The 21,161-nt window shown below is 39.0% G+C and carries 21 protein-coding genes and 1 riboswitch; of the genes, 10 read left to right on the top strand and 11 right to left on the bottom strand.

The genetic code is table 11. From position 1 onward, the window contains the following. The first annotated feature begins 104 nt into the window (after positions 1–104). Positions 105–206, top strand: a riboswitch (TPP riboswitch). 86 nt (positions 207–292) lie between these two features. Further along, the gene (thiT, locus tag MLE14_RS00765; protein WP_243296324.1) at positions 293–892 is read left to right on the top strand and encodes an energy-coupled thiamine transporter ThiT; all 600 of its coding nucleotides are present in this window, start codon (positions 293–295) and stop codon (positions 890–892) included. A 115-nt stretch (positions 893–1,007) separates the two neighbouring features. On the opposite strand, the gene MLE14_RS00760 is transcribed toward thiT, so the two are convergent. After that, positions 1,008–1,160, bottom strand: coding sequence for a hypothetical protein (locus MLE14_RS00760; RefSeq protein WP_243296323.1), 153 nt, complete (start codon positions 1,158–1,160; stop codon positions 1,008–1,010). Positions 1,161–1,765: 605 nt separating this feature from the next. Between MLE14_RS00760 and MLE14_RS00755 the strand changes: the two genes are divergently transcribed. The 4 genes from MLE14_RS00755 (at position 1,766) to fumC (ending at position 7,617) form a co-directional block, all read left to right on the top strand. After that, positions 1,766–3,526, top strand: a complete 1,761-nt coding sequence (locus MLE14_RS00755) for an ABC transporter ATP-binding protein (RefSeq protein ID WP_243296322.1) — start codon at positions 1,766–1,768, stop codon at positions 3,524–3,526. After that, positions 3,523–5,541 (top strand): ABC transporter ATP-binding protein, encoded by a 2,019-nt coding sequence (locus MLE14_RS00750; protein WP_243296321.1) that lies wholly within the window; start codon positions 3,523–3,525, stop codon positions 5,539–5,541. Before MLE14_RS00755 ends, MLE14_RS00750 begins: the two co-directional genes overlap by 4 nt. A 441-nt stretch (positions 5,542–5,982) precedes the next feature. After that, positions 5,983–6,144 carry a hypothetical protein gene (locus MLE14_RS00745; RefSeq protein WP_243296320.1) on the top strand — a complete coding sequence of 54 codons (162 nt, stop codon included), beginning with the start codon at positions 5,983–5,985 and terminating at the stop codon, positions 6,142–6,144. Between the two features lie 90 nt (positions 6,145–6,234). Then, positions 6,235–7,617, top strand: coding sequence for a class II fumarate hydratase (fumC, locus tag MLE14_RS00740; RefSeq protein WP_243296319.1), 1,383 nt, complete (start codon positions 6,235–6,237; stop codon positions 7,615–7,617). 59 nt (positions 7,618–7,676) lie between these two features. On the opposite strand, the gene MLE14_RS00735 is transcribed toward fumC, so the two are convergent. Then, positions 7,677–7,886 carry an alpha/beta-type small acid-soluble spore protein gene (locus MLE14_RS00735; RefSeq protein ID WP_243296318.1) on the bottom strand — a complete coding sequence of 70 codons (210 nt, stop codon included), beginning with the start codon at positions 7,884–7,886 and terminating at the stop codon, positions 7,677–7,679. Between the two features lie 292 nt (positions 7,887–8,178). Between MLE14_RS00735 and MLE14_RS00730 the strand changes: the two genes are divergently transcribed. Continuing rightward, the gene (locus tag MLE14_RS00730) at positions 8,179–8,433 is read left to right on the top strand and encodes a hypothetical protein (RefSeq protein WP_243296317.1); all 255 of its coding nucleotides are present in this window, start codon (positions 8,179–8,181) and stop codon (positions 8,431–8,433) included. Between the two features lie 44 nt (positions 8,434–8,477). Here the strand turns inward: MLE14_RS00730 and MLE14_RS00725 are convergent, their stop codons facing one another. From MLE14_RS00725 to MLE14_RS00690, 8 genes are all read right to left on the bottom strand, one after another. Beyond that, positions 8,478–9,629, bottom strand: coding sequence for an ABC transporter ATP-binding protein (locus MLE14_RS00725; protein WP_243296316.1), 1,152 nt, complete (start codon positions 9,627–9,629; stop codon positions 8,478–8,480). Positions 9,630–9,760: 131 nt separating this feature from the next. Continuing rightward, positions 9,761–10,669, bottom strand: coding sequence for a PucR family transcriptional regulator (locus tag MLE14_RS00720; RefSeq protein ID WP_243296315.1), 909 nt, complete (start codon positions 10,667–10,669; stop codon positions 9,761–9,763). A gap of 119 nt (positions 10,670–10,788) precedes the next feature. Further along, complete coding sequence (locus tag MLE14_RS00715) at positions 10,789–10,995, bottom strand: hypothetical protein (protein WP_243296314.1); 207 nt, start codon at positions 10,993–10,995, stop codon at positions 10,789–10,791. Between the two features lie 62 nt (positions 10,996–11,057). After that, a complete protein-coding gene (locus MLE14_RS00710; RefSeq protein ID WP_243296313.1) occupies positions 11,058–11,270 on the bottom strand; it encodes a DUF5342 family protein in 213 nt (70 codons plus the stop codon). Between the two features lie 83 nt (positions 11,271–11,353). After that, on the bottom strand, positions 11,354–12,442 hold the full coding sequence (locus tag MLE14_RS00705) for a YheC/YheD family endospore coat-associated protein (protein ID WP_243296312.1): 1,089 nt from the start codon (positions 12,440–12,442) through the stop codon (positions 11,354–11,356). Continuing rightward, a complete protein-coding gene (locus MLE14_RS00700; RefSeq protein ID WP_243296311.1) occupies positions 12,439–13,800 on the bottom strand; it encodes a YheC/YheD family endospore coat-associated protein in 1,362 nt (453 codons plus the stop codon). The genes MLE14_RS00705 and MLE14_RS00700 overlap by 4 nt, the downstream gene beginning before the upstream one ends. Further along, the gene (locus MLE14_RS00695; protein ID WP_243296310.1) at positions 13,797–14,879 is read right to left on the bottom strand and encodes a YheC/YheD family endospore coat-associated protein; all 1,083 of its coding nucleotides are present in this window, start codon (positions 14,877–14,879) and stop codon (positions 13,797–13,799) included. The genes MLE14_RS00700 and MLE14_RS00695 overlap by 4 nt, the downstream gene beginning before the upstream one ends. A 16-nt stretch (positions 14,880–14,895) precedes the next feature. Then, positions 14,896–16,215: a YheC/YheD family endospore coat-associated protein gene (locus MLE14_RS00690; RefSeq protein WP_243296309.1), complete on the bottom strand. Its 1,320-nt coding sequence runs from the start codon at positions 16,213–16,215 to the stop codon at positions 14,896–14,898. A 131-nt stretch (positions 16,216–16,346) separates the two neighbouring features. Between MLE14_RS00690 and MLE14_RS00685 the strand changes: the two genes are divergently transcribed. The 4 genes from MLE14_RS00685 (at position 16,347) to MLE14_RS00670 (ending at position 20,624) form a co-directional block, all read left to right on the top strand. Continuing rightward, positions 16,347–17,480: a DUF445 domain-containing protein gene (locus MLE14_RS00685; RefSeq protein ID WP_243296308.1), complete on the top strand. Its 1,134-nt coding sequence runs from the start codon at positions 16,347–16,349 to the stop codon at positions 17,478–17,480. A gap of 67 nt (positions 17,481–17,547) precedes the next feature. Beyond that, positions 17,548–17,901 (top strand): YlbF family regulator, encoded by a 354-nt coding sequence (locus tag MLE14_RS00680; RefSeq protein ID WP_243296307.1) that lies wholly within the window; start codon positions 17,548–17,550, stop codon positions 17,899–17,901. 160 nt (positions 17,902–18,061) lie between these two features. Beyond that, positions 18,062–18,928: an HAD-IIB family hydrolase gene (locus MLE14_RS00675; RefSeq protein ID WP_243296306.1), complete on the top strand. Its 867-nt coding sequence runs from the start codon at positions 18,062–18,064 to the stop codon at positions 18,926–18,928. 172 nt (positions 18,929–19,100) lie between these two features. After that, entirely contained in the window at positions 19,101–20,624 is a 1,524-nt protein-coding gene (locus tag MLE14_RS00670) for a coproporphyrinogen III oxidase (protein ID WP_243296305.1), read from the top strand. A 79-nt stretch (positions 20,625–20,703) separates the two neighbouring features. Here the strand turns inward: MLE14_RS00670 and MLE14_RS00665 are convergent, their stop codons facing one another. Next, positions 20,704–20,889 (bottom strand): YhzD family protein, encoded by a 186-nt coding sequence (locus MLE14_RS00665; protein ID WP_243296304.1) that lies wholly within the window; start codon positions 20,887–20,889, stop codon positions 20,704–20,706. Between the last annotated feature and the right edge of the window lie 272 nt (positions 20,890–21,161).

Raw genomic sequence — 21,161 nt, 5'->3', positions numbered from 1 at the left:
TATACATTTCTAGAACTTATTCTGAGTTTCCTGCTAACAATAAAAGGTTTTCATTGCAATTTCTCTATCCCTTTCCTATAATGAATGTGAACTTAATATATTTATTTTTCCACAAGGGGAGCCTGTATACGGCTGAGAGTGAACTTTGTTCAGACCCTTCGAACCTGTTAGTTAGTACTAGCGTAGGGATGTGGTTTACCATTTCGTCCAGCGTGCAGTGCTTTTAGCATTGCTTTATTTTTTTTGAGAAATGGTTCGTTCACTCCCCCTCCAAAAAGAAAGGGGATTTTTTATGCAAACAAGATCAACTCTATTCATTGTAGAGGTGGCCATTTTCACTGCAATTGCATTTTTATTAGATTATCTTTCTGGTATTCTTATGAAAAGTATTTGGCCACAGGGGGGTTCCATTTCGATTGCGATGGTACCTGTTGTTTTAATGGCATTTAGATGGGGATTAAAAGGCGGATTATTAACTGGGTTTTTATTAGGATCGATTCAGCTAGTAAACGGTTTTGCAACGATTCTATACTTTCTGCAAATTATTTTTGACTATTCGCTGGCATTTGCATTAGTCGGATTTGCTGGTCTTTTTGCGAAACCAGTCCAGAATGCTTTAATCAGTCAGAATAAAGGAAAGCTTTTAGCCTATTCGATTGCAGGAACGGTCGTTGGCGGACTTTTACGTTATTTCATCCATTTTATTTCAGGTATTACGTTCTTTGCACAATGGGCACCACCAGGACAGCCTATTTGGCTATATTCGCTAACCTACAACGGCGGCTATATGATTCCATCTATCATTATTACAGCTGTAATTGTATATCTGCTGCTTTTAACAGCACCAAACCAAATGATGAGAAAAGATCTTTCAGTTAATAAAACAGCCTAATGTCAAAGGACTCTCAATGCTTCAAGATGAGCATGAGAGTTCTTTTTCTTTTATGAATCCCCCTGCAGTGCACTTCGTTCATATCATATACTTCTGGCCATCACGACGCCAGTACTTATGCTTCCTGTTGTTTTTCAATTTCTTTTTTTAGTCCTTCCATATACATATATACAATTTGTTTAATTTTGTCGTCAGCACCCAAGATATCCAGGTGCAGCATGCATTTTTTGATGGTAGGATGAACAGAGGGAGTATTAGGTTCATTCATAAGATTCACCTCTATTTAGCTTATATAATAATCATACGGTAGACGAGAGAATTTTCTGGGTCATTTACCAATTTGTAATCAAAAAAACCGAATTGCAATAATAAAGGCTGAAATGCAGTGCTCAAAGCTTCTTCTGTCAATAATTTTCTAAAAATTTATATTGACACTACTTGGGAACGATGGTAATCTTACAGAGCATATGAAAAAAATGTAAACGAAAGGAGCTGTTGTGTCATGATTTTAATCGATTTTCTATTCATTATTGGCGGTATGCAAAAATTAAATATGATGGCGCAGCCTAGCTCCGTTTATAGTTCATAATATTCTTTTATATTTCTATAGGATTCTAGGTTGCGGCCTTATGCTGCAATCTGAAGGAATCGGTATGAATTAAAAAGGTATGCCGTACCACAGGTGCGGTATGCCTTTTTTTACTTTATGTATTTCTAATGAACAGCGGGTAGCCCCCGTTTTTCAGATAAATCATTTTCAAGAAAAAACTAGGGAGGAATTATTATGATTCAAATCAATGGAAAGAAAGGATTTTACAAAGGAGATCCAGAGAGCGGCTAGTCGAAAGAAAAGACAGAGAGTAGGTAGAATTTATGTTTAAGGTGTTTAGACAATTATCATGGTTTTTTAAAGAAGAATGGAAACGTTATACGATTGCACTGATCTTTTTGGCCATTGTCGGTATCACGGATATTATGCCGGCAAGATTAGTGGGTATGGCGATTGATGATATTCATCAGGGAATCTTAACAAATGAACTGATGGTAAAATATATCCTCGGGTTGTTGGGGATTGCTGTCGTTTCTTATAGTTTGACGTATGTGTGGGTTAACAAACTATTTGGGGGAGCCTATGTCGTTGAAAGAAAATTACGCTCTAAATTTATGAATCATTTATTAAAAATGACACCCGTCTTTTATGAAAAATTTAGAACGGGTGACTTAATGGCTCGCGGGACCAATGATTTGAAAGCTATTTCCACAACTGCCGGCTTTGGGATATTAACGCTAATGGACAGCAGTATTTTTATGATTACCGTTCTATTTGCGATGGGGTTTATGATTAGCTGGAAACTGACTCTTGCAGCAATCATACCATTACCTGTCATGGCATATCTCATAAAGATTTTAGGAGAGAAAATTCATAAGCGCTTCACAATCGCACAGGACACATTTGGAGAGATGAATAACCGGGTATTGGAATCCGTATCTGGTGTCCGTGTTATCCGCGCTTATGTGCAAGAACGGGCAGATGAGGCAAGGTTTAGTAAGATGACAGAGGACGTTTATGAGAAAAACCTAGCTGTCGCCAAAATCGATTCCTTATTTGGTCCGATAATTAAAGTATTAGTCGGAATCAGCTATCTGATTGGCTTAGGATACGGTTCCTATTTAGTATTCCAGCAAACGATTTCATTAGGTGACCTTGTCACGTTTAACGTATATCTGGGTATGATGATCTGGCCGATGTTTGCAGTGGGAGAGCTCATTAATGTGATGCAGCGGGGGAGTGCTTCTCTTGATCGTCTGCAAAATACGCTTTCCTATCAGCAGGATGTTGCGGATGCTAAAGAGCCAATTTTAGTAACAAAACCGGAAAGCGTCGGGTATAATCGTGTGTCTTTTCAATATCCAACGTCTAATGTACCAAATCTCGATCAGATTCAGGTTCATTTTAATCGGGGGGAAACCTTAGGGATTGTAGGGAAAACGGGAAGCGGGAAAACCACTTTTGTGAAGCAGTTACTAAAATACTATCCCAAGGGTAAGGGTGAACTAACGATTTCAGGTATCCCCATTGAACAGCAAACAATTGAACAAGTTCGAGAGTTCATAGGGTATGTACCCCAGGATCATACTCTGTTTTCTAAAACCGTAAAAGAAAATATTTTATTCGGGAAGCCCAATGCAACAGCGGAAGAGTTAAGAAAGGCAATCGAATTGGCAGCCTTTGATCAGGATATTCAGTTTCTGCCAGATGGCTTAGAAACGCTTGTCGGGGAAAAGGGTGTAGCGCTGTCTGGCGGGCAAAAACAGCGAATTTCGATTGCGCGGGCTTTAATTAAAGATCCTGAAATCTTAATTTTAGACGACTCCCTGTCAGCCGTCGATGCAAAGACAGAGTCAAGAATTATTGAAAATATTCGCAGAGAACGTTCGGGAAAAACCACAATCATCACGACCCATCGATTATCAGCAGTTCAGCATGCCGATTGGATTATCGTATTAGATGATGGGAAGATTGTAGAAGAAGGAACACATGAAATCCTTATGAAGAAAAAAGATGGATGGTATCACGAACAGTATTTGCACCAGCAGCTTGAAACAGCTGTGGGCGGAGGTGATCACCAATGAATACAGGCAAAAGATTAGTTCAGTACGCATTAAAGTTTAAAATGATGATTATTTTGGCTCTATTAATGCTTTCTGTTTCCGTCGGAGCGGAGCTTATGGGTCCATTTATTGCAAAAAAACTGATTGATGATCATATTATTGGCATTGAATCTCCTTGGTATGAAACAACACAAGGTGAAGAAGCAGTAGAGTATAATGGGACTTGGTATAAACGGGAAGCCTATTTTGAAGAGGGAGAAGAGAAAGGGACCCCTGCACGGATTCTGCAAGTTCAAAAAGATTTCATCTTTGTTCCCTCGGAGATCGATTTTGATGGAAAACGGACATTTAATGATGGAGTTCTGACGATTACAAGCGGGGACGAAACAAGAGAGTATTCCGGTACGAAATTAAACACGCGGGAAGTGATGGCTTTTTACCAGCCTGAAGTACCGAAAATTATGATATTAATCTGTGCTTACTTTGGTCTTCTCGTCTTTGCTTCATTTTTTCAATATGGCCAACGGTTTTATTTGCAAAAAGCTGCAAACCGGATTATCCAAAAAATGCGAAATGATGTGTTTCAGCATATTTCACGTTTGCCGATTCAGTATTTTGACAATCTGCCCGCAGGTAAGGTTGTTTCCCGAATCACTAATGATACCGAAGCGATTAGGGAGCTCTATGTTGCCGTGTTGGCTAACTTTTTTACCAGTATCATTTATATTATTGGAGTATTTATCGGGCTCTTCATTCTAGATCCAACTTTAGCTGCCTGGTGCTTACTATTAGTGCCGATTCTATTCGTTTGGATGAAGCTCTATCGAAAATACGCATCCGTCTATAACCATGTCATTCGCTCGAAAATAAGCGAAATTAATGGGATGTTAAATGAATCGATTCAAGGGATGTCAATTATTCAAGCGTTCAGAAGAGAAAAAGAGACGAAACAAGAATTTGAAGAGTTGAATGCTGAACATTTTAAATACCAAAATAAGATGCTTAATCTAGATTCCTTGACCGGACATAATTTATCATGGTTGTTACGCAATATTGTATTTGTATCTTTTATCTGGTATTTTGGAGGCCAGTCTCTAGGAATTGGAACTGTAGTTTCACTGGGAGTCTTGTATGCAATTGTTGATTATATTACCAGATTGTTCGAACCAGTAAACGGCATTGTGAACCAGCTAGCCAATCTTGAACAGGCATTAGTAGCCGGGGAGCGGGTGTTTCAGCTGATGGATGAAAAAGGAACTCCGGTTAGTGATGATGAGATGCCACGGGTAAAAGGCCATGTTCAATTTGAGAAGGTCTCGTTTGCCTACAAAGAAAATGAGTATGTTTTAAAGGATATTGATTTTGCAGCAAAGCCCGGTCAGACGGTTGCTCTAGTTGGCCATACCGGTTCAGGTAAAAGCTCTATTCTTAATTTGCTTTTCCGCTTTTATGATTGTCAAAAAGGAGCTATCAAAATAGACGGAAAAGATGTAAAAGATCTTCCAAAACAAGCCCTGCGAAAGCATATGGCGATTGTGCTTCAGGATCCATTTTTATTTACAGGGACGGTTGCTTCAAATATTAGTATGAATGATGACAGGATTACCCGCAAACAAATGGAAATGGCTCTGAAAGCCGTAGGGGGAGACCAAATTCTCAAGCATTTAGAAAAAGGATTAGATGAACCGGTTGTCGAAAAAGGAAGCACTTTATCTTCCGGACAGCGGCAGCTGATCAGTTTTGCGCGTGCCCTTGCATTTGATCCGGCTATTTTGGTATTAGACGAGGCGACTTCCAATATAGATACAGAAACTGAAGCGGTAATTCAAAATGCGATGGATGTGCTGAAAAAAGGAAGAACCACTTTTATTATTGCGCACCGTCTTTCCACAATCAAAAACGCAGACCTGATCCTCGTTTTAGACAGAGGTCAAATTGTTGAAAGAGGAAACCACGAACAGCTGATGAAAAATGGCGGCAAGTATTATCAAATGTACCAGCTGCAAAAGGGTGCGAAAAGCTCGCTCGCTGTATAGTGAGTGAATCAAGATAGGAAGGCTGAATTCTTTTTTGTGAAGAATTCGGTCTTTTTTTATTTAGTTGGGTTTAACGGCAATGGAAGTATCCATCATAAGTGTGATGAAGGACAAAAGTAGGAGGCGAAGCAGCGGAATGTCCATCATAAGTGTGATGAAGGACAAAAGTAGGAGGCGAAGCAGCGGAATGTCCATCATAAGTGTGATGAAGGACAAAAGTGGGAGGCGAAGCAGCGGAAATGTCCATCATATGTGTGATGAAGAACAAAGGTTGGAGGCGAAGCAGCGGAAATGTCCATCATAAGTGTGATGAAGAACAAAAATGGGAGGCGAAGCGGCGGAAATGTCCATCATAAGGGGTATGAAGGACAATGGTACGAGGAGAAGCAATGGAAATGTCCATCATAAAAGGAATGAAGGACAAAAGTAGGAGGCGAAGCAGTGGAAATGTCCATCATAAGGGGTATGAAGGACAATGGTACGAGGAGAAGCAATGAAAATGTCCATCATAAAAGGAATGAAGGACAAAAGCTGACGTCAGATGCAAAACCCATGCAAAAAAATTGTGTCTTCCCTTTGCTTTATAGTATTGTCAACATGTAAGATTTATTTAAAAATGGTTTATGCCTTTTTTACATAAACCAGTGGTACATATAAAAAAAGGAAATCGATTGAACAAAAGGAGTGAAAGACATGGAATATCGGATTGAAAGAGATACGCTAGGGGAAGTGAAAGTTCCCAAGGAAAAACTTTGGGGAGCGCAAACACAGAGGAGTCTGCAAAACTTTGCGATCGGTCAGGAAGTAATGCCGCTTGAGGTTATGCACGCTTTCGCTCAATTAAAAAAAGCAGCAGCGACTGTTAACCATGACTTAGGTAAGCTTTCAGCAGAGAAAAAAGACGCCATCGTTAAAGCTTGTGATGAAATCATTGCTGGGAAACATGACAGTGAATTTCCGCTTAAAGTCTGGCAGACAGGAAGCGGGACTCAGTCCAATATGAATGCAAATGAAGTCATTGCCTTTTTGGCCAATCAATTTTTAACTGAAAAAGGCATTGAGCAAAAAGTTCATCCAAACGATGATGTTAACATGTCACAAAGTTCAAACGATACCTTCCCGACAGCTATGCATATTGCCGCTTATAAATATGTAACGGAAAGGCTCCTGCCAGCTATAGATAAAATGATTCAAACACTAAAAGAAAAGGAAGACAAGTTCCGCTCTGTTGTTAAAATTGGACGGACTCATCTCCAGGATGCGACTCCTTTAACATTAGGACAAGAAATCAGCGGCTGGAGAGCGATGTTTGAAAAATCTCAAAAAATGATTATAGAAAGCATGGAACATGTGATGAACCTGGCAATTGGAGGAACGGCTGTTGGAACAGGAATTAATGCTGAGCCTGATTTCGGCGATCGCGTAGCGGCTTATTTACAAACAAATACGGGTTATCCATTCCGTTCATCCGACAATAAGTTCCATGCCCTGACTTCTCATGATGAACTTGTTCATGCTCATGGTGCAATAAAAGCGTTAGCGGCTGATTTTATGAAAATTGCGAATGATGTACGCTGGTTATCTAGCGGTCCAAGAAGCGGGATTGGTGAACTCACCATTCCGGCTAACGAACCGGGCAGCTCAATTATGCCCGGAAAAGTAAATCCAACTCAAAGTGAAGCAGTAACCATGGTTTGCAGTCAAATCTTCGGAAACGATGCAACTATTGGCTTTGCCGCTAGTCAAGGGAATTTTGAATTAAATGTTTTCAAACCAGTGATTATTTATAATTTCCTGCAATCCGTTCGCCTTTTATCTGACAGCATCCATTCATTTAATGATAAGTGTTTGGTCGGATTAGAAGCGAATGAGGAAAAAATTGAGCAATACCTGCAAGATTCTTTAATGCTGGTTACTGCGCTAAATCCGCATATTGGCTATGAAAAAGCAGCAGAAATTGCGAAAAAGGCTTATAAAGAAAATACAACCTTAAAAGCTGCGGCCTTAGCAACCGGATATATTACAGAAGAGCAATTTGATGAGTGGGTAGACCCTCGGAAAATGGTTCGGTTTTAATTAAAGCCATGAAAAGCCCCCGTATAAAAACGGGGGCTTTAGCCATTTTTATTCAATTGTTACGCTTGAGGGAATCCTCCGCCAAGTTGGCTTTCAGCCATAGAAACTAGGCGCTTAGTGATTTCTCCTCCAACAGATCCGTTTGCACGTGAAGTAGTGTCAGCACCAAGTTGTACACCAAATTCTTGTGCGATCTCGATCTTCATTTGATCAAGAGCTTGTTGAACTCCAGGTACTAATAATTGGTTGTTGTTGTTGTTACGTGCCATTTCTGTTTCATCTCCTCAAAAAATATTTTTTTAATGGTTGGGTTAGCTGGATTTGAACCAGCGCGACGGAAATAGTTTCCGCGACCAACATGGTTTAACCCATCGAATGTATTTTTATTGTGTTTGATAAGGGAGAAAACTATTCTTTTTTTCTTTAGGTAAATGCTCCCTTTTTCGGTCAAATCCTTCCAATCGATCATTCACATAGTCTCTATGGTTTTGGGCAATTATAAGCTTATCCATTTGCCCTATTTCTATATCCAAAAAGTCTGAATGAAAGGAAAGCCGCTGTATGTATATTTGTCCCCTGTGTAATGGATTCGATACGAAGAGAATTATTTGCCGAAATTGCCAAAATGAGCTAATTGATAGCGGGAAGATAAGTGATTACTATGATGACTATAGTGCCTATATGGAGATTGACGAATTAAAACTGGAGAATGGGGATCCTGCTGATTGGAAAAACCATATTTGTTTTCATCTATTCTCCTGTTTGACATGCGGACATGATGAAGTTGTGTCAGTGAAAGAGGACGAAAATAAGTAAAACCACTTTACAGGAAGATCCCATAAAGTGGTTTTGCTATAAGTTTATTTTTCTAAATCAGCTGCTATTTCATTTTGGGTTGTTACGCTTGCACCCTCAGGGCGAATTCGAAGTTCCGTTTCGGTGTCAAAGAAGTGAGCCTTATTTAAATCAAATGCCAAATCTACCGTTTGGCCGGCTTTCACTTCAGATCTGGAATCGATTCTGGCCACAAAGTCTTGCCCGTTAATTTGGGAGTAAAGCATCATTTCAGCACCCGTAAGTTCTGCCACTTCAATGTGAGCACTAAATGATGTGCCTGGTGAAGACTCAATAAATACCGGCTCATCGTGGATATCTTCAGGACGGATACCCAAGATTACTTCTTTTCCAACGTAGCCTTGATCTTTTAGAACCTTCAATTTCCCTTCTGGGATTGTAAGTTTTGTTTCACCAGAAACAAATTGGTCTCCCTCAATTTTTCCAGTGAAGAAGTTCATCGCTGGAGAACCAATAAATCCGCCAACAAAAATATTTTCAGGTTTTTCATACACTTCTTTTGGAGTACCCACCTGCTGTATAACTCCATCCTTCATAACAACAATCCGGGTAGCCATTGTCATCGCTTCGGTTTGGTCATGGGTTACGTAGATCGTTGTGGTTTGCAGGCGCTGATGAAGCTTAGCAATTTCAGCACGCATTTGCACACGGAGCTTCGCATCTAAGTTTGAAAGCGGTTCATCCATAAGGAATACTTTTGCGTCGCGGACAATTGCACGTCCTAAGGCAACACGCTGACGCTGACCGCCTGAAAGAGCTTTTGGCTTACGATCTAAGTAGGCTTCGAGCCCCAAAATCTTAGCGGCTTCTTTAACACGACGGTCAATTTCAGCTTTAGGGAACTTACGAAGCTTAAGTCCGAATGCCATATTATCATAAACGGACATATGCGGATAAAGCGCATAGTTTTGGAACACCATCGCAATATCGCGATCCTTTGGAGCTACATCGTTTACACGCTTATCATCGATATAAAAATCCCCTTGGGTAATTTCCTCAAGCCCGGCAATCATTCTCAAAGTCGTTGATTTTCCGCAGCCAGATGGACCGACGAAAACGATAAATTCCTTGTCCTGAATATGAAGATTGAAATCTTTAACGGCGGTTACATCTTTTTCATAAACCTTATAGATATGTTCAAGTCTAAGTTCTGCCAAAATAAAAACCTCCTCAAAAATTTTTTTACTGTTACTAGTATTGTATAGGAACTGAAAGCCCTTCCAAATAGGTAAAGTGCACAAAAAAATAGGCACCCTATTGGGCACCTTGGCAATTTTTCGAATTTTTCTTATTTCGAGAGTAAGCTCAAAAAGTATATTATCCAGGCCGATTCATATTGTTTCAAATCGAGTCCCGTTTTTTCAGTGAATTTATCAATTCTATATAGCAAACTGTTGCGGTGCATAAACATTTTTTTTGCAGTTAGGGAAGTGTTCATATTATTTTCAATATACACTTGTGCCGTGTGTAGAAGCTCCGGATCTTCTATGACAGATTGATATTCTTCCTTTAGCATCTTAATAAAATCTTTAGGCAGCTGATTAATCATAAGGTAAGGAACGACCCGTTCAAACGTAAAATACGACTGTTTTCCAAATTCACGCAGCAGTCTTTGGAAAAGCTGATATTCTCTTTGAAAAAAATTGGTGACTTCCTTTACTTCCGAAAAAGATCGCCATTTTCCTAAATAAAATTTGGCTTTTACGTAAAAATCACCTTCTAAAATTTTACTAAATGCGATCACGTCTTCTAGCTGAATTGAGTCAGATGAGTCCTTTTCTATTAGAACTAATGATGTATCCGTAAGCCAAACCATTTGAATGGTTTGGTTAAAAAAACCTGTACAGGCTTCTTCAATGTCAATTGCGGATAACTCAGAATTTAGGAGTTCTATATGTATAAAGCGTAAATGATGGATCTCGCCGACTACTTCATTGACTTGTCCATCGTGTAATAGTGAGTACCATCCCTTTTGAAGAATAGATAAATTACGTGCTGGAACAAGGGATTCTGCCGGTTCCCATTTTTCAAACAGGCAGGCAAGCAGAACCTCTGTATCATTCGTTAGATCTTGGCGCTGAATCCCCAGATATACTTTATTATTTTCATCAAAAAACCATTGATACTTTTTGTTATTTTGAGGCGGTTCTTCTTGGAGCTTAGCAGTTGGATATTGACTTAACAATTTCTCAATCATTTGCAAAACCTCGGGATTAGAATCATGCTTTCATTATAGCAAAAGAAGGAGCCAGACAATACTGACTCCTTCTTATTTTATGCGAATGCCCATAATATTTCTTTCATAAGCAGCTTTCTTCAACCCTGGGTTCGCGGGGATTCTTCTTCCGGAAAAGGATGAGCTTCTTCAATATTTGTGCTATCTGCCCTAAAGTGTACACTACCGCCGCTTAAACCCTCATTAATAATACGATCCTCATCGAGCTGAACTAGTTTCTTACCTTCATACTCCACATCTTTCATAAAGGATTTCCCTTTTATCGTTAAATGTTCTTTTTCAAACATGAAAAAACCTCCCCTCACAAGTTCTCTCCTATAACTTGTGAGGAAAAGGCTAGATTCATACATTAGGATCCATCATACACGTGATAAAGCATTAACTCGTGAATCGCTCTTGTTATTGTGTCTAATTCTTCTGCTGACGGCTGGTTTTGATGCCATTCAACCCGGCCATCTTTATGATAGGTTGCTTCAATACGTTTTCCTTTATAGAAGAAAGAAATGGTCCATCCAAATAATTTAGATGAATGAACCGGTTTATACTGAAAATGTGAAATCACTGCGGTAACACCCTCTCCCAATGAATTTGCCTTTTTCTCATTTAACCATAAATCATGGCAATTTATAAAGGAGTAGAGTTACGCTATTTTTGTTGATAAAGCCTGATAAATAAAGTACAAAGCTGCTGCATTCTTTTTGATTCGATTTCTTCCTCATCAAAGGTCATCGGCTTAGCATTGACTTCGAATAAATATGGGTGTTGATTTTCATCAAGCCCGATGTCTATTGAAAATTCATAAAATACTCCAAATGCTTTATTTAATTCTTTACCGATCATCTGAGTAAGTTCCTCAAGCTGCTGCACCGGGGTCATATGCGTTACTCTTGAAAACGGGATGATTCGTCCACCTTTCGGAATATGAGTCGTTACCTCCTGGTGAAAGGATTGTCTAACACCAATACCCGTCATATTAAAGCCAGAACCTGTAAATTGGCCCAATATCCGCAGGTCAAATCTTCTTCCTTTATAGGTTTTAGGTTCAATGGCCTGCTGGAGTATATACTGGTTTTTTTCAAAAGTAGTATAAAATCTTTCCCAAAATCGGGTAAAGTTAGCAAATAAAATCGTGGTAGAAGTTGTTTCGCAATAAATTTTGCCATCCTGTTTTAGGCGAATTCTCATTACGCCAAAACCTTTTGATCTTAATTTCGGTTTTGCATAAATACATGAATACCTTCTCAGGAATTGAAAACAAGTCTCTTCGTCCTTTACCTCTATTGTGTCAGGTAAATGTTCACGGATCTTCTCGTGTTGGGAAAGTAATTGATAGGTAGACCATTTGTCTAAAAAACTAGAGTTAAAAAAAGGGATTCCTTTTCTGAGAGCATCTTGTTTAAACTGATCGAATTTTTCGCTTTTTTCATGCTGATAATATGGAACCCGATTATAAATCACGTTTGGGATCGGAACATTTGCCTGAATCCAGACATTTTCATTTGGAACGAATAAATAGCCTTCGATTTCATGTCTGTCTAACGACTGATTTGGGGTGATGATATAAGAAACACCTTGACACGATAACAATTTTCTCTGCAAGTCTTCAAAAAGCTTTTTATTGCCTACGATACTTCCTGTGCGGCTCTTCCATGCCAAAATTCCAGCCAAAACTTTTATTTCTGTTTCTTCCAAGCCGAGGCGCTGTAAAAGGGTCGCTTCCATTGTATGTTTCATGAGAATAACTCCTCTGGAGAAAGAATCGACATCTTCGTTAAATAAATGGCGTAAGAGAGCATCAGTTTTCTAGTAAGATGTTCGAACCCTTTTAAGTCTGGATGGATAAAAATTGAGCGGCCTGGCTTTGAATTCGCTTCAAAAAGCCATATTTGTTCCTGTTGGTCCACACCTAGATCAAAGCCTATTTCAGCAATAATTCCTTCCATATTTTTTTCTAATGCCCGGCTCAAAATGAGGCTGGCTTCGGTAATTTGGTCTTCTATTTTTTTTCTCTGTTTCGTGTCTGGAAAAATCTCTTCTAATGTTTTGACCTCACCGCCATATTTAATATGGGTGGTAGGGCTGCCCGTGCCGGCGACCTTTGCTGCAATTGCGGAAACAGTCCAATTTCCCGCCTCATCCTTATTGGTATGAACCCGAAAATCAACGGGATGATGATTATATTTCATTAAGGCTATTCCCTGCTGAATCATCATGTTTTTCAAAGATTTATTTTTAAAAAGGTTGTTAAATAGTGATTCTAATGTTTGATACTTTCGCAATCGTTTGTTTCCTTCTTTGTCTTTGAAGCGGCAATAGTAGGAGTCTGAGTCTCTGTCGTAGAAAAGTTGGTGTATGCCGCTGCCTAAGCTGCCATTTTGCGGTTTGACGTAAACATGGCCATACTTAGAAAGCATTCGTTCAATGACATCGAAGGACGTAAAGGCATGCGTTTCGGGTAAGTACCTTTGTGCGTCATTGTCCTGCTCAATCCGTTCAAATACATCTAATTTGTTAAAGAATCCGGGATTAAACCAAGGAATAAGATATTCATCCTGAAGTTTCTTTTTAACGATACGAAACTTTTCCTCTCCTTCCATTTTTCGATTCGGAAGGCGGTCGTAAATGACATTAGGGAACGGTACAGTTACTTGCTCCCAGCCTTGTTCATTATAAGAAAACCCTTTAATTGTTCCCTCATCCCAGTTGATATGATCTTTTCCAAATACTATAAACACAACGCCCTGTTTCGCTTGAAATCTCATTATTCTAGAAAAAAAAGAACTTCGATCACCAATTGGCTTTGTTTTAATCGAAGTAAAACCTGACGTAATAATCCCAATCAGCGGACCAAAATATAGAGTGTTATCTTTTTGGATCACGTGTATACGCCGAATGGTAAGCGGCATATAGAGTTTTTCTGCTAGAGGCTTAGATAATAGAAAAGTATGGTCTGCTGTAGTTAGGGGTGCACTTTGGACTTCTTCTGTAGCACCTCCAAAAGAGACCTTTACAGGCTTACTCTGGCTCCAGTTTTTGGGGTAGCCTAAGGAAAAGCCTTCTTGATCAACAATTTTTAGAGTGCAAAGTTTCATTTTTTCACTCTCCCCGGCTTACTTGACTCATGCAAAAATCGTGTAAATCGAAGCGGTGCATTTGCTAAAGTTTCTTCAAGCTCAGGAAAAAGGTGAAGGATGACATGTCGACCCGGTTTCGAATTGGCATCAAGCAGCCAAACGGAATAATCCCTCGCAATTCCAATATCTAAACCTAACTCAAACAACGGGAAAAAACTATTCTCTAAATGTGAGGGGAGCGACTCTATCAGCGTATTAATCTCCTGATGAATAAAATCTCTTTTCGAAAAAGGCAGTTCCTTCAGCCACTCCGTATAAGGCTTGATATCAGCTCCTCCACTTAAGTTGGAAATAATCCCTTCCTGAATACCAACGCGTACACCACGCCCTCGTTCAACCCATATGCCTCTTTCATCTTTTTGTAAAAAAATCCTTACATCGAATGGCTGATTTTCATGGTTTTGAATTTTTAAAAAGGGCTGAATTAAAAAATCCTTTCCCTCAATTAGTTCTGTAATCCATTTCTGAAATGAACCATTTAATGGAACAACATGTTGAATGACCTTATTTTTCTTTTGTGTTTGAATTAGGACTCCGTTGGGATGCGAACTAATAACGTAAATTGCATAGCCGTGTGCTCCGTTTGCTGGCTTCAATACAATTTTTTTATATTTTAAAAGGGCATTTTGGATATCTTCTGTAGATGAAGCCTTTCTCGTTAATGGTAAATAAGGAGAGATTGAATCAAGTTCAGATAATTTCTGATAAAGCTTCCATTTATTAGGGAGTCCGTATCCTAAAAATACGAGATCATCCCTCATCTTTAGCCAGCGGAGAATCGCCCGGCTTTGGGATGAAATTCGATCTTCCCCATAAAAAACTCTGTCATATAAATATTTTGGGATCGGAAATGTATCGCGGACCCATGTTTTTGAGTCTGGGTCATATCGTTCACCCTTAATCAGTTCTGTTTCAGGCTGTATTTGTATGGGGCTAAAACGGTAAACCATAATTCCATAATCGCTGGCATGTTCAGCTATTTGTTTGAAAAAGCCCTGAGCTTCAGGCTGAAGCGAAATTAAACCAAGAGTCAGCATGTTCTCACCTCTGATTCTATTTTGAATTTTTCTGTTCATGAAAAAGGGACAGACACGTTTTACATAACGCTCTTGCAGATGGTCGGATTTGGATTTCTTCCCTGAGAGGGGAAGTTTTAGACGGTTTTGAATTGACCTCAAGAATCCAGACTCCTCCATCTTTATCAATGGCTAAATCTAATCCAAGCTCACAATAAAGACCATTAGAGGATTTCTGCAAAGTTTCTGCCACTTTTTTTGAAAGTGCTCCCATTTCTTCAAATTTTCGTTTTCCTTCAGACGGGAACCATTGCTCGAGAACATGCAGCGGTTTCAGCAACTGACCGCCTTGAGCTTGATTAGAAATAATTCTATCTTTTTCTCCTACTCTTGCGACCGCAGATGTAATATGCCATGTTCTCTCGTAATAGTGAAGCAGAAACCGAAAATCAACTAATTGACCGTCTAATGTGAATATAGGAATGGCATGTTGAACAATGTAGGTATCTCTTTTTTGAAGTTGTTCGATAAACGTTGAAAGCTGATCGATATTTTTAAGCAAAAATGGATCGGTTGCAACTGATTCAGAAACGTATACCCAAAACTTATTTTGTTCTTCTTGCCGATCAATGAAGCAAATGCCTCTGCCCTGACTCCCGTTTACCGGTTTAAGGTATGCTTTTGGATAATCGGCTAGAGTCGATAATAGTTGAGTAAGATCTAATAGATGAGTTTTTGGAAGAAACTTTCGAATCTCGATATCTGTAAAAAGGAGTTCGTGTATAACCCACTTATTAAGAAAATGATCATTAAATATAATTGCATTTTTCCATTGGCTTTTTATCGATGAAAACAATGAGCTTTTCTCGTATTTGCGTGAATGGATTCTGTTATAAATGACATCAGGTGCTGGGATCCGGGCTGATTCCTGCCATCCTCCATCACTCCAAAATAGTCCTGCTGTCTGATTTTTTACTTGGACAAATGCAAAAATTCCTTTATTTTGACCTTCCGTCATTACCTCCTTGCAAAAATCAAAGAAAGGAGATGATAAATCATTTGAAGAAACGTCTGTCCAAATCATCAAGATGGGACCCAACACAATGGTTGCATCTTTCTTATTTACATAAAATTGGAGTTTGACCTGATTTTTCGGTACTCTTAAGTCATCTGCTACTTTTTCGCTGATTATGATTTCAGCAGAAAGTTTCTGTTTAAAAAGAATGGAAACCCTAGCTTGTTTATCCCCTAATTTAATGGTGCACTTATGTTCAAACAGATGTTTTTTTATTGATACCGGCAGAAATATTTGATAATCCTGAAGCAAAGGGTCAACCTGAATCGTACATATATCCACAGTACTCATCCTTTTATGGACAAATGGGATAATAAGCAGTATAAATTATACAGACCCAGAGCCCATTTTTTATTATCGTATGAAACACTGAAAGAAACGGTGCTTTGTACCAATACTGAAAGGTGATTTAGATGAATTTATGGACAAGTATGCTTTTTCTCGGTTTGATTGGGGCATTAATTGGCGGATTCACTAATTTTTTAGCTATCAAAATGTTGTTTCGGCCATACCGTCCCTTATATATTGGAAAATTCAAAGTTCCGCTAACGCCAGGCTTAATCCCTAAAAGAAGGGAAGAATTAGCAAATCAGCTCGGAAAGTTGGTAGTTGAACAGTTAATTACAAAGGAACGAATTGAGAAAAGATTATTAAATGGTTCCTTTAAACAGGACATGATTGAATTTATTCAGGCTGAAGCCCGCAAATGGCTAGAGTCGGGGAAGACAATTCAGCAAGTGTTAGAAGAATGGGGATTCCATCATGCTGATGAGCGGACTGTTAGATTTCTGGATAGCAAAATAGAAGAAGCCTATGTAAAGATGCTTAAAAAGTACGGGGACATCCCATTAGAGCAAGCTATTCCGGAAGAATTAAAAAAAGATATCAGCCAGAAAATCTATAGTTTAACTACATATATATTAGAAAAATGTCAAGATTATTTTTCGAGTGCAGAGGGAAAGTGGCGAATTCAGAGGATGGCTGATGAATTTCTGCAAAATAGGGGAATGTTTGGAAATATGTTGCAAATGCTACTCGGGAATGTGAATCTTGTCGATAAAATACAGCCAGAAATAATACGGTTTATTCAAAATGAAGGGACCCACGATCTTCTGTATTCCCTGTTTTTCAATGAGTGGGAGAAATGGCAGAAGAATAAAATTTCGGAAGCCGAGAAAATCGTAAAACGGGAAAATATCATTCCTTTTTTGCAAAATACAATGAGAAAGGGTATTTCTATTACTGCATTGTTCAATAAATCTGTTAAAGAAGCGATGGCCCCTTACACAGAAAAAGTCATTAATCAGCTATTGCCTAAATTCGTTGAGATTGGCGGTAAAGGGGTTGTTTCCAACTTAGATTTGTTATTGGAAAAGCTTCAAATTGATCAGTTGGTAGTGGAACAAGTTCAATCATTCTCATTAGAAAAAGTGGAAGAACTGGTGTTATCGGTAGCAAAGTCTGAATTAAAAATGATTACGTATTTAGGAGCCTTTTTAGGAGGCTTTATCGGAGTGATTCAATCTCTAGTCCTGTTCTTTCTTTAAGGAACTCCTCGATAATATTGACATAGTTTGTTATAGTGGAAGGAAGACTCGAGAAGGAGGATGAGAAATGTCTGTTAATATGTATGATGCAGCCCACGATTTGGAGAAAGCGGTCCGTCAAAGCGACGAATTTGCGGAACTTCATAAAGCATATGCTGATGTAGAGAAAGACACAGCCGCTCAAGGAATTTTCCAAAACTTTCGTAATATCCAAATGCAGCTCCAACAAAAACAAATGACAGGGCAGCCAATTACTCAAGAAGAAGTACAGCAAGCACAAAAGGCAGCAGCACTTGCCCAACAGAATGAAAAAATCGGAAAATTGCTAGAAGTAGAGCAAAGAATGAGCATGGTCATCACGGAACTGAATCGGATTATCATGAAGCCGCTAGAAGAAATCTATGGGGCTCTAGAAAAATAGACATATCGGGGACTGCCCCTAAAGCATATGAAAGGTATGCTTTGGGGGCGGTCTTTTCGTTTTAATCTATGATTTCCTCCAGCTTGTCTAGTTCTAAGTACCTATTCACAGACATATTTCTTAATAAGGGATATTTACACCTTAGAATGGGGGAATCGCATTGTTATATCGCCTGCTCGCTTTGTCGTTAAACGGAACAGTCCTTAATAATCAAGGCAGACTGTATAAGTCTGTAAAAGACTCTCTCCAGTATGTTCAAAATAAAGGGATTCATATTGTCTTTATAACTTCTCATCCATTCAGCTATGTAAAAAAAATAACCAAAACGTTAAAAATAGAGGCAACCATCGTATCTCATGTTGGAGCCTACATTTCGTCGGCCTCAGAAAAACCCATCTTTGTCCGCCGTATACAAGAAAATGTCACAGCAGATGTCATCAAATTCCTTGAAGCATTCCCATGTGAAATCAAACTCATAACCGAAAATTTCATACTATGCAAACAGCCTGAGGAACAAAAGCAACTAAAGGCTAAGGCGATTTTCACACCAGGAGATCGGACACCATATCAGGTTCGGTTTGTTGAAGATATAGAAGAATATGTTAAAAAAGAGAATCTGTCGCCCCTAAACATCGATGTTCAGTTTGAGGATGGAGAAGACTTATTAGATGCACAAAAAGCATTAAAGGGTATGTTTGATGAAATTGACAGTAACTTGCGAGAAAACAATCGGTTAACCATTGTTCCGGCAGGAGTTTCCACCCTAAAATCGTTCCATTACTTAGCTGATTATCTTGGAATATCGATGGAGGAAACAGTAGGGATTGGATATGGGGCAGAAGATCTCGAGTGGCTGGAGACTTGCGGACTCATAGTCGCCATGGGTGATTCGCCAAAGTATATCCGGGAAAGAGCTGACTGGATTACCCGTTCAGCGGAAGAAAATGGAGTCGCTTATATGATTATGGAACACTTTCGCAAGCAGCATCCAATTGAATTTTTGAAAAAGATGAATATTATTGATTAGGGAACGGAGGTTGTACCTCCGTTTTTTGCTATAAAGGACAAAAATGAATCGAAGAGGAAAAGAGAGCTTCAAAGATTCCATTCCAAAAAATTCCCATCCAGCAATATAGATTGACCCTATGCCGTCAAATTCTGTACACTATAGTCAATGTGTAAAAAGGAATGATTATTTTATGAAAATGACATTAGTTGGAACAGATGATGAGAGACTAATCAGACCGCTCCAGCTCATTGCGGACTTGTTTTTTGAAGAATGTGAGGTTCGCTTTCCGTCAAATGAAGCGGAAGAGGATCAAGATTATAAGATAACAATTGATATAAATCAGAAACACACTAATTTTTCTGTATCCGTTATTTTACAAAATCGGAAGACTGGTGTTATCCATAAGGAAACTTCACAGCGCAGCTGGACAAATGCAGAAGAAAAAGAAATGTTTAAATTAATCAAGCGGGAAATATCAAAATGCTTCTTACTGACACTGCAGAATGAAACGGGGATTATACAAAAGTGGGGATTTTTAACAGGGATTCGGCCGACAAAACTGCTTCATAAAGAAGTTCAAATGGGTACTCCTCTCAAAATTGCCCACCAAAAGCTGAAAGATGAGTATATGATTGAATCAGAAAAAATTGAACTCATGCAGCAGATTGTAGACCGGCAGTTAACAATCGTTCCCGATCTCTATCAGTTAAAAAATGAGGTCAGTATTTATATTGGGATTCCGTTTTGCCCGACCAAATGTGCCTACTGTACGTTCCCTGCATTTGCCATTAATGGGAAACAGGGGAAAGTCGATTCATTTCTGGGCGGACTGCATTATGAAATGAGGAAAGTTGGCCAGTGGTTAAAGGAAAAAGGAATTCGTATTACCACTATTTATTATGGCGGTGGAACACCAACCAGTATTACGGCGGAAGAAATGGATCTTCTTTATGAAGAAATGTACACATCTTTCCCAGACGTAGAAAAGGTAAGAGAAATTACAGTTGAAGCTGGGAGACCGGATACCATTACGCCTGAAAAGCTAGAAGTATTGAAGAAGTGGAGGATTGACCGGATTAGTATTAACCCGCAATCGTATACGCAAGAAACCTTGAAGGCAATTGGAAGACACCATACGGTAGAAGAAACAATTGAAAAATTCTGGCTTGCTCGAAAATCTGGGATGAAGAATATTAACATGGATTTAATTATTGGGTTGCCTGGTGAGGGGACTGAAGAACTTTCACACTCTCTGGCAGAGACAGAAAAACTAATGCCAGAATCGCTGACGGTTCACACCCTTTCTTTCAAAAGAGCTTCAGAAATGACGAGACATAAGAGTCGCTATAAAGTAGCGGACCGTCCAGAGGTTGAAAAAATGATGGATATGGCAAGCACCTGGACGAAACAGCATGGCTATGTTCCGTACTACTTGTACCGTCAAAAGAATATTCTCGGAAATTTAGAGAATGTTGGCTATGCCTTTCCTGGCCAAGAAAGTATCTATAACATCATGATTATGGAAGAAATGCAAACTATTATTGGTTTAGGCTGTGGCGCTTCCAGTAAATTTGTTCACCCGGATACCGGGAAAATTACCCGATTTGCTAACCCAAAGGATCCAAAATCCTATAACGAAGGTTTTGAGCATTATACCAATGAAAAAATTAAGATTTTAGAAGATCTTTTTTCTGAAATCTCCGTACAAAAATAACGAAGAGAGGTACCAGCATTTGTGCAGGTACCTCTTTTCGTTATTGTAAATCGGAGCTTCCATCATAACTAATTAAGCTTTACGTGTGAAATAGTATGAGCTTTCCGTCTGGAGACGTACAGCGGTGGGTTTTTTCTAAATATTGATGTTTCGTTAATAGCTCAGTTCCCTTTTGTTTAGCCTCTGCATCACTAGCAGCTTCTATCGATTCATCAAGCAGTTTTTCCCCGTTTTTCTCAAAGACTGTTAATCTATAGATTTTCATAGGCATAGTCACCCGCTATCTTTATTTTTCTATCATTATGTTATATTATTCTGATGTTATCAATGGATTTATTGAATAAAAATAGCAAAAGAAAAGAGGCTGCAGGAAGCTCCTCTTTTTTATTTGCTCAGATCCCGATCAAACCAGATCCTTCAGCAGCTAAAGTTTTACAGAAAACCCCCCGTGACAGGTTTGGAGAAATGAGAATGATGCCGTTTTCTTTCCAAAGTACAGCGTTTCGCATGGAGCTAAATCATTTTATAAAGAGAACA

The organism is Bacillus litorisediminis, from assembly GCF_022808645.1.
GTDB classification, from domain to species: Bacteria; Bacillota; Bacilli; order Bacillales; family JC228; genus Bacillus_BF; species Bacillus_BF litorisediminis.
This window is presented reverse-complemented; position numbering and strand designations above follow the sequence as displayed.

Bases quoted from the DNA above. Each gene is read 5' to 3' on its own strand.
- MLE14_RS00755 (WP_243296322.1), top strand. From the start codon at position 1,766: ATGTTTAAGGTGTTTAGACAATTATCATGGTTTTTTAAAGAAGAATGG.
- MLE14_RS00760 (WP_243296323.1), bottom strand. From the start codon at position 1,160: ATGAATGAACCTAATACTCCCTCTGTTCATCCTACCATCAAAAAATGC.
- MLE14_RS00735 (WP_243296318.1), bottom strand. From the start codon at position 7,886: ATGGCACGTAACAACAACAACAACCAATTATTAGTACCTGGAGTTCAA.
- MLE14_RS00670 (WP_243296305.1), top strand. From the start codon at position 19,101: ATGAAAATGACATTAGTTGGAACAGATGATGAGAGACTAATCAGACCG.
- MLE14_RS00695 (WP_243296310.1), bottom strand. From the start codon at position 14,879: ATGCTGACTCTTGGTTTAATTTCGCTTCAGCCTGAAGCTCAGGGCTTT.
- MLE14_RS00715 (WP_243296314.1), bottom strand. From the start codon at position 10,995: ATGTTTGAAAAAGAACATTTAACGATAAAAGGGAAATCCTTTATGAAA.
- MLE14_RS00750 (WP_243296321.1), top strand. From the start codon at position 3,523: ATGAATACAGGCAAAAGATTAGTTCAGTACGCATTAAAGTTTAAAATG.
- MLE14_RS00685 (WP_243296308.1), top strand. From the start codon at position 16,347: ATGAATTTATGGACAAGTATGCTTTTTCTCGGTTTGATTGGGGCATTA.
- MLE14_RS00705 (WP_243296312.1), bottom strand. From the start codon at position 12,442: ATGAAACATACAATGGAAGCGACCCTTTTACAGCGCCTCGGCTTGGAA.
- MLE14_RS00680 (WP_243296307.1), top strand. From the start codon at position 17,548: ATGTCTGTTAATATGTATGATGCAGCCCACGATTTGGAGAAAGCGGTC.
- MLE14_RS00665 (WP_243296304.1), bottom strand. From the start codon at position 20,889: ATGAAAATCTATAGATTAACAGTCTTTGAGAAAAACGGGGAAAAACTG.
- thiT (WP_243296324.1), top strand. From the start codon at position 293: ATGCAAACAAGATCAACTCTATTCATTGTAGAGGTGGCCATTTTCACT.
- fumC (WP_243296319.1), top strand. From the start codon at position 6,235: ATGGAATATCGGATTGAAAGAGATACGCTAGGGGAAGTGAAAGTTCCC.
- MLE14_RS00700 (WP_243296311.1), bottom strand. From the start codon at position 13,800: ATGAAACTTTGCACTCTAAAAATTGTTGATCAAGAAGGCTTTTCCTTA.
- MLE14_RS00730 (WP_243296317.1), top strand. From the start codon at position 8,179: ATGTATATTTGTCCCCTGTGTAATGGATTCGATACGAAGAGAATTATT.
- MLE14_RS00720 (WP_243296315.1), bottom strand. From the start codon at position 10,669: ATGATTGAGAAATTGTTAAGTCAATATCCAACTGCTAAGCTCCAAGAA.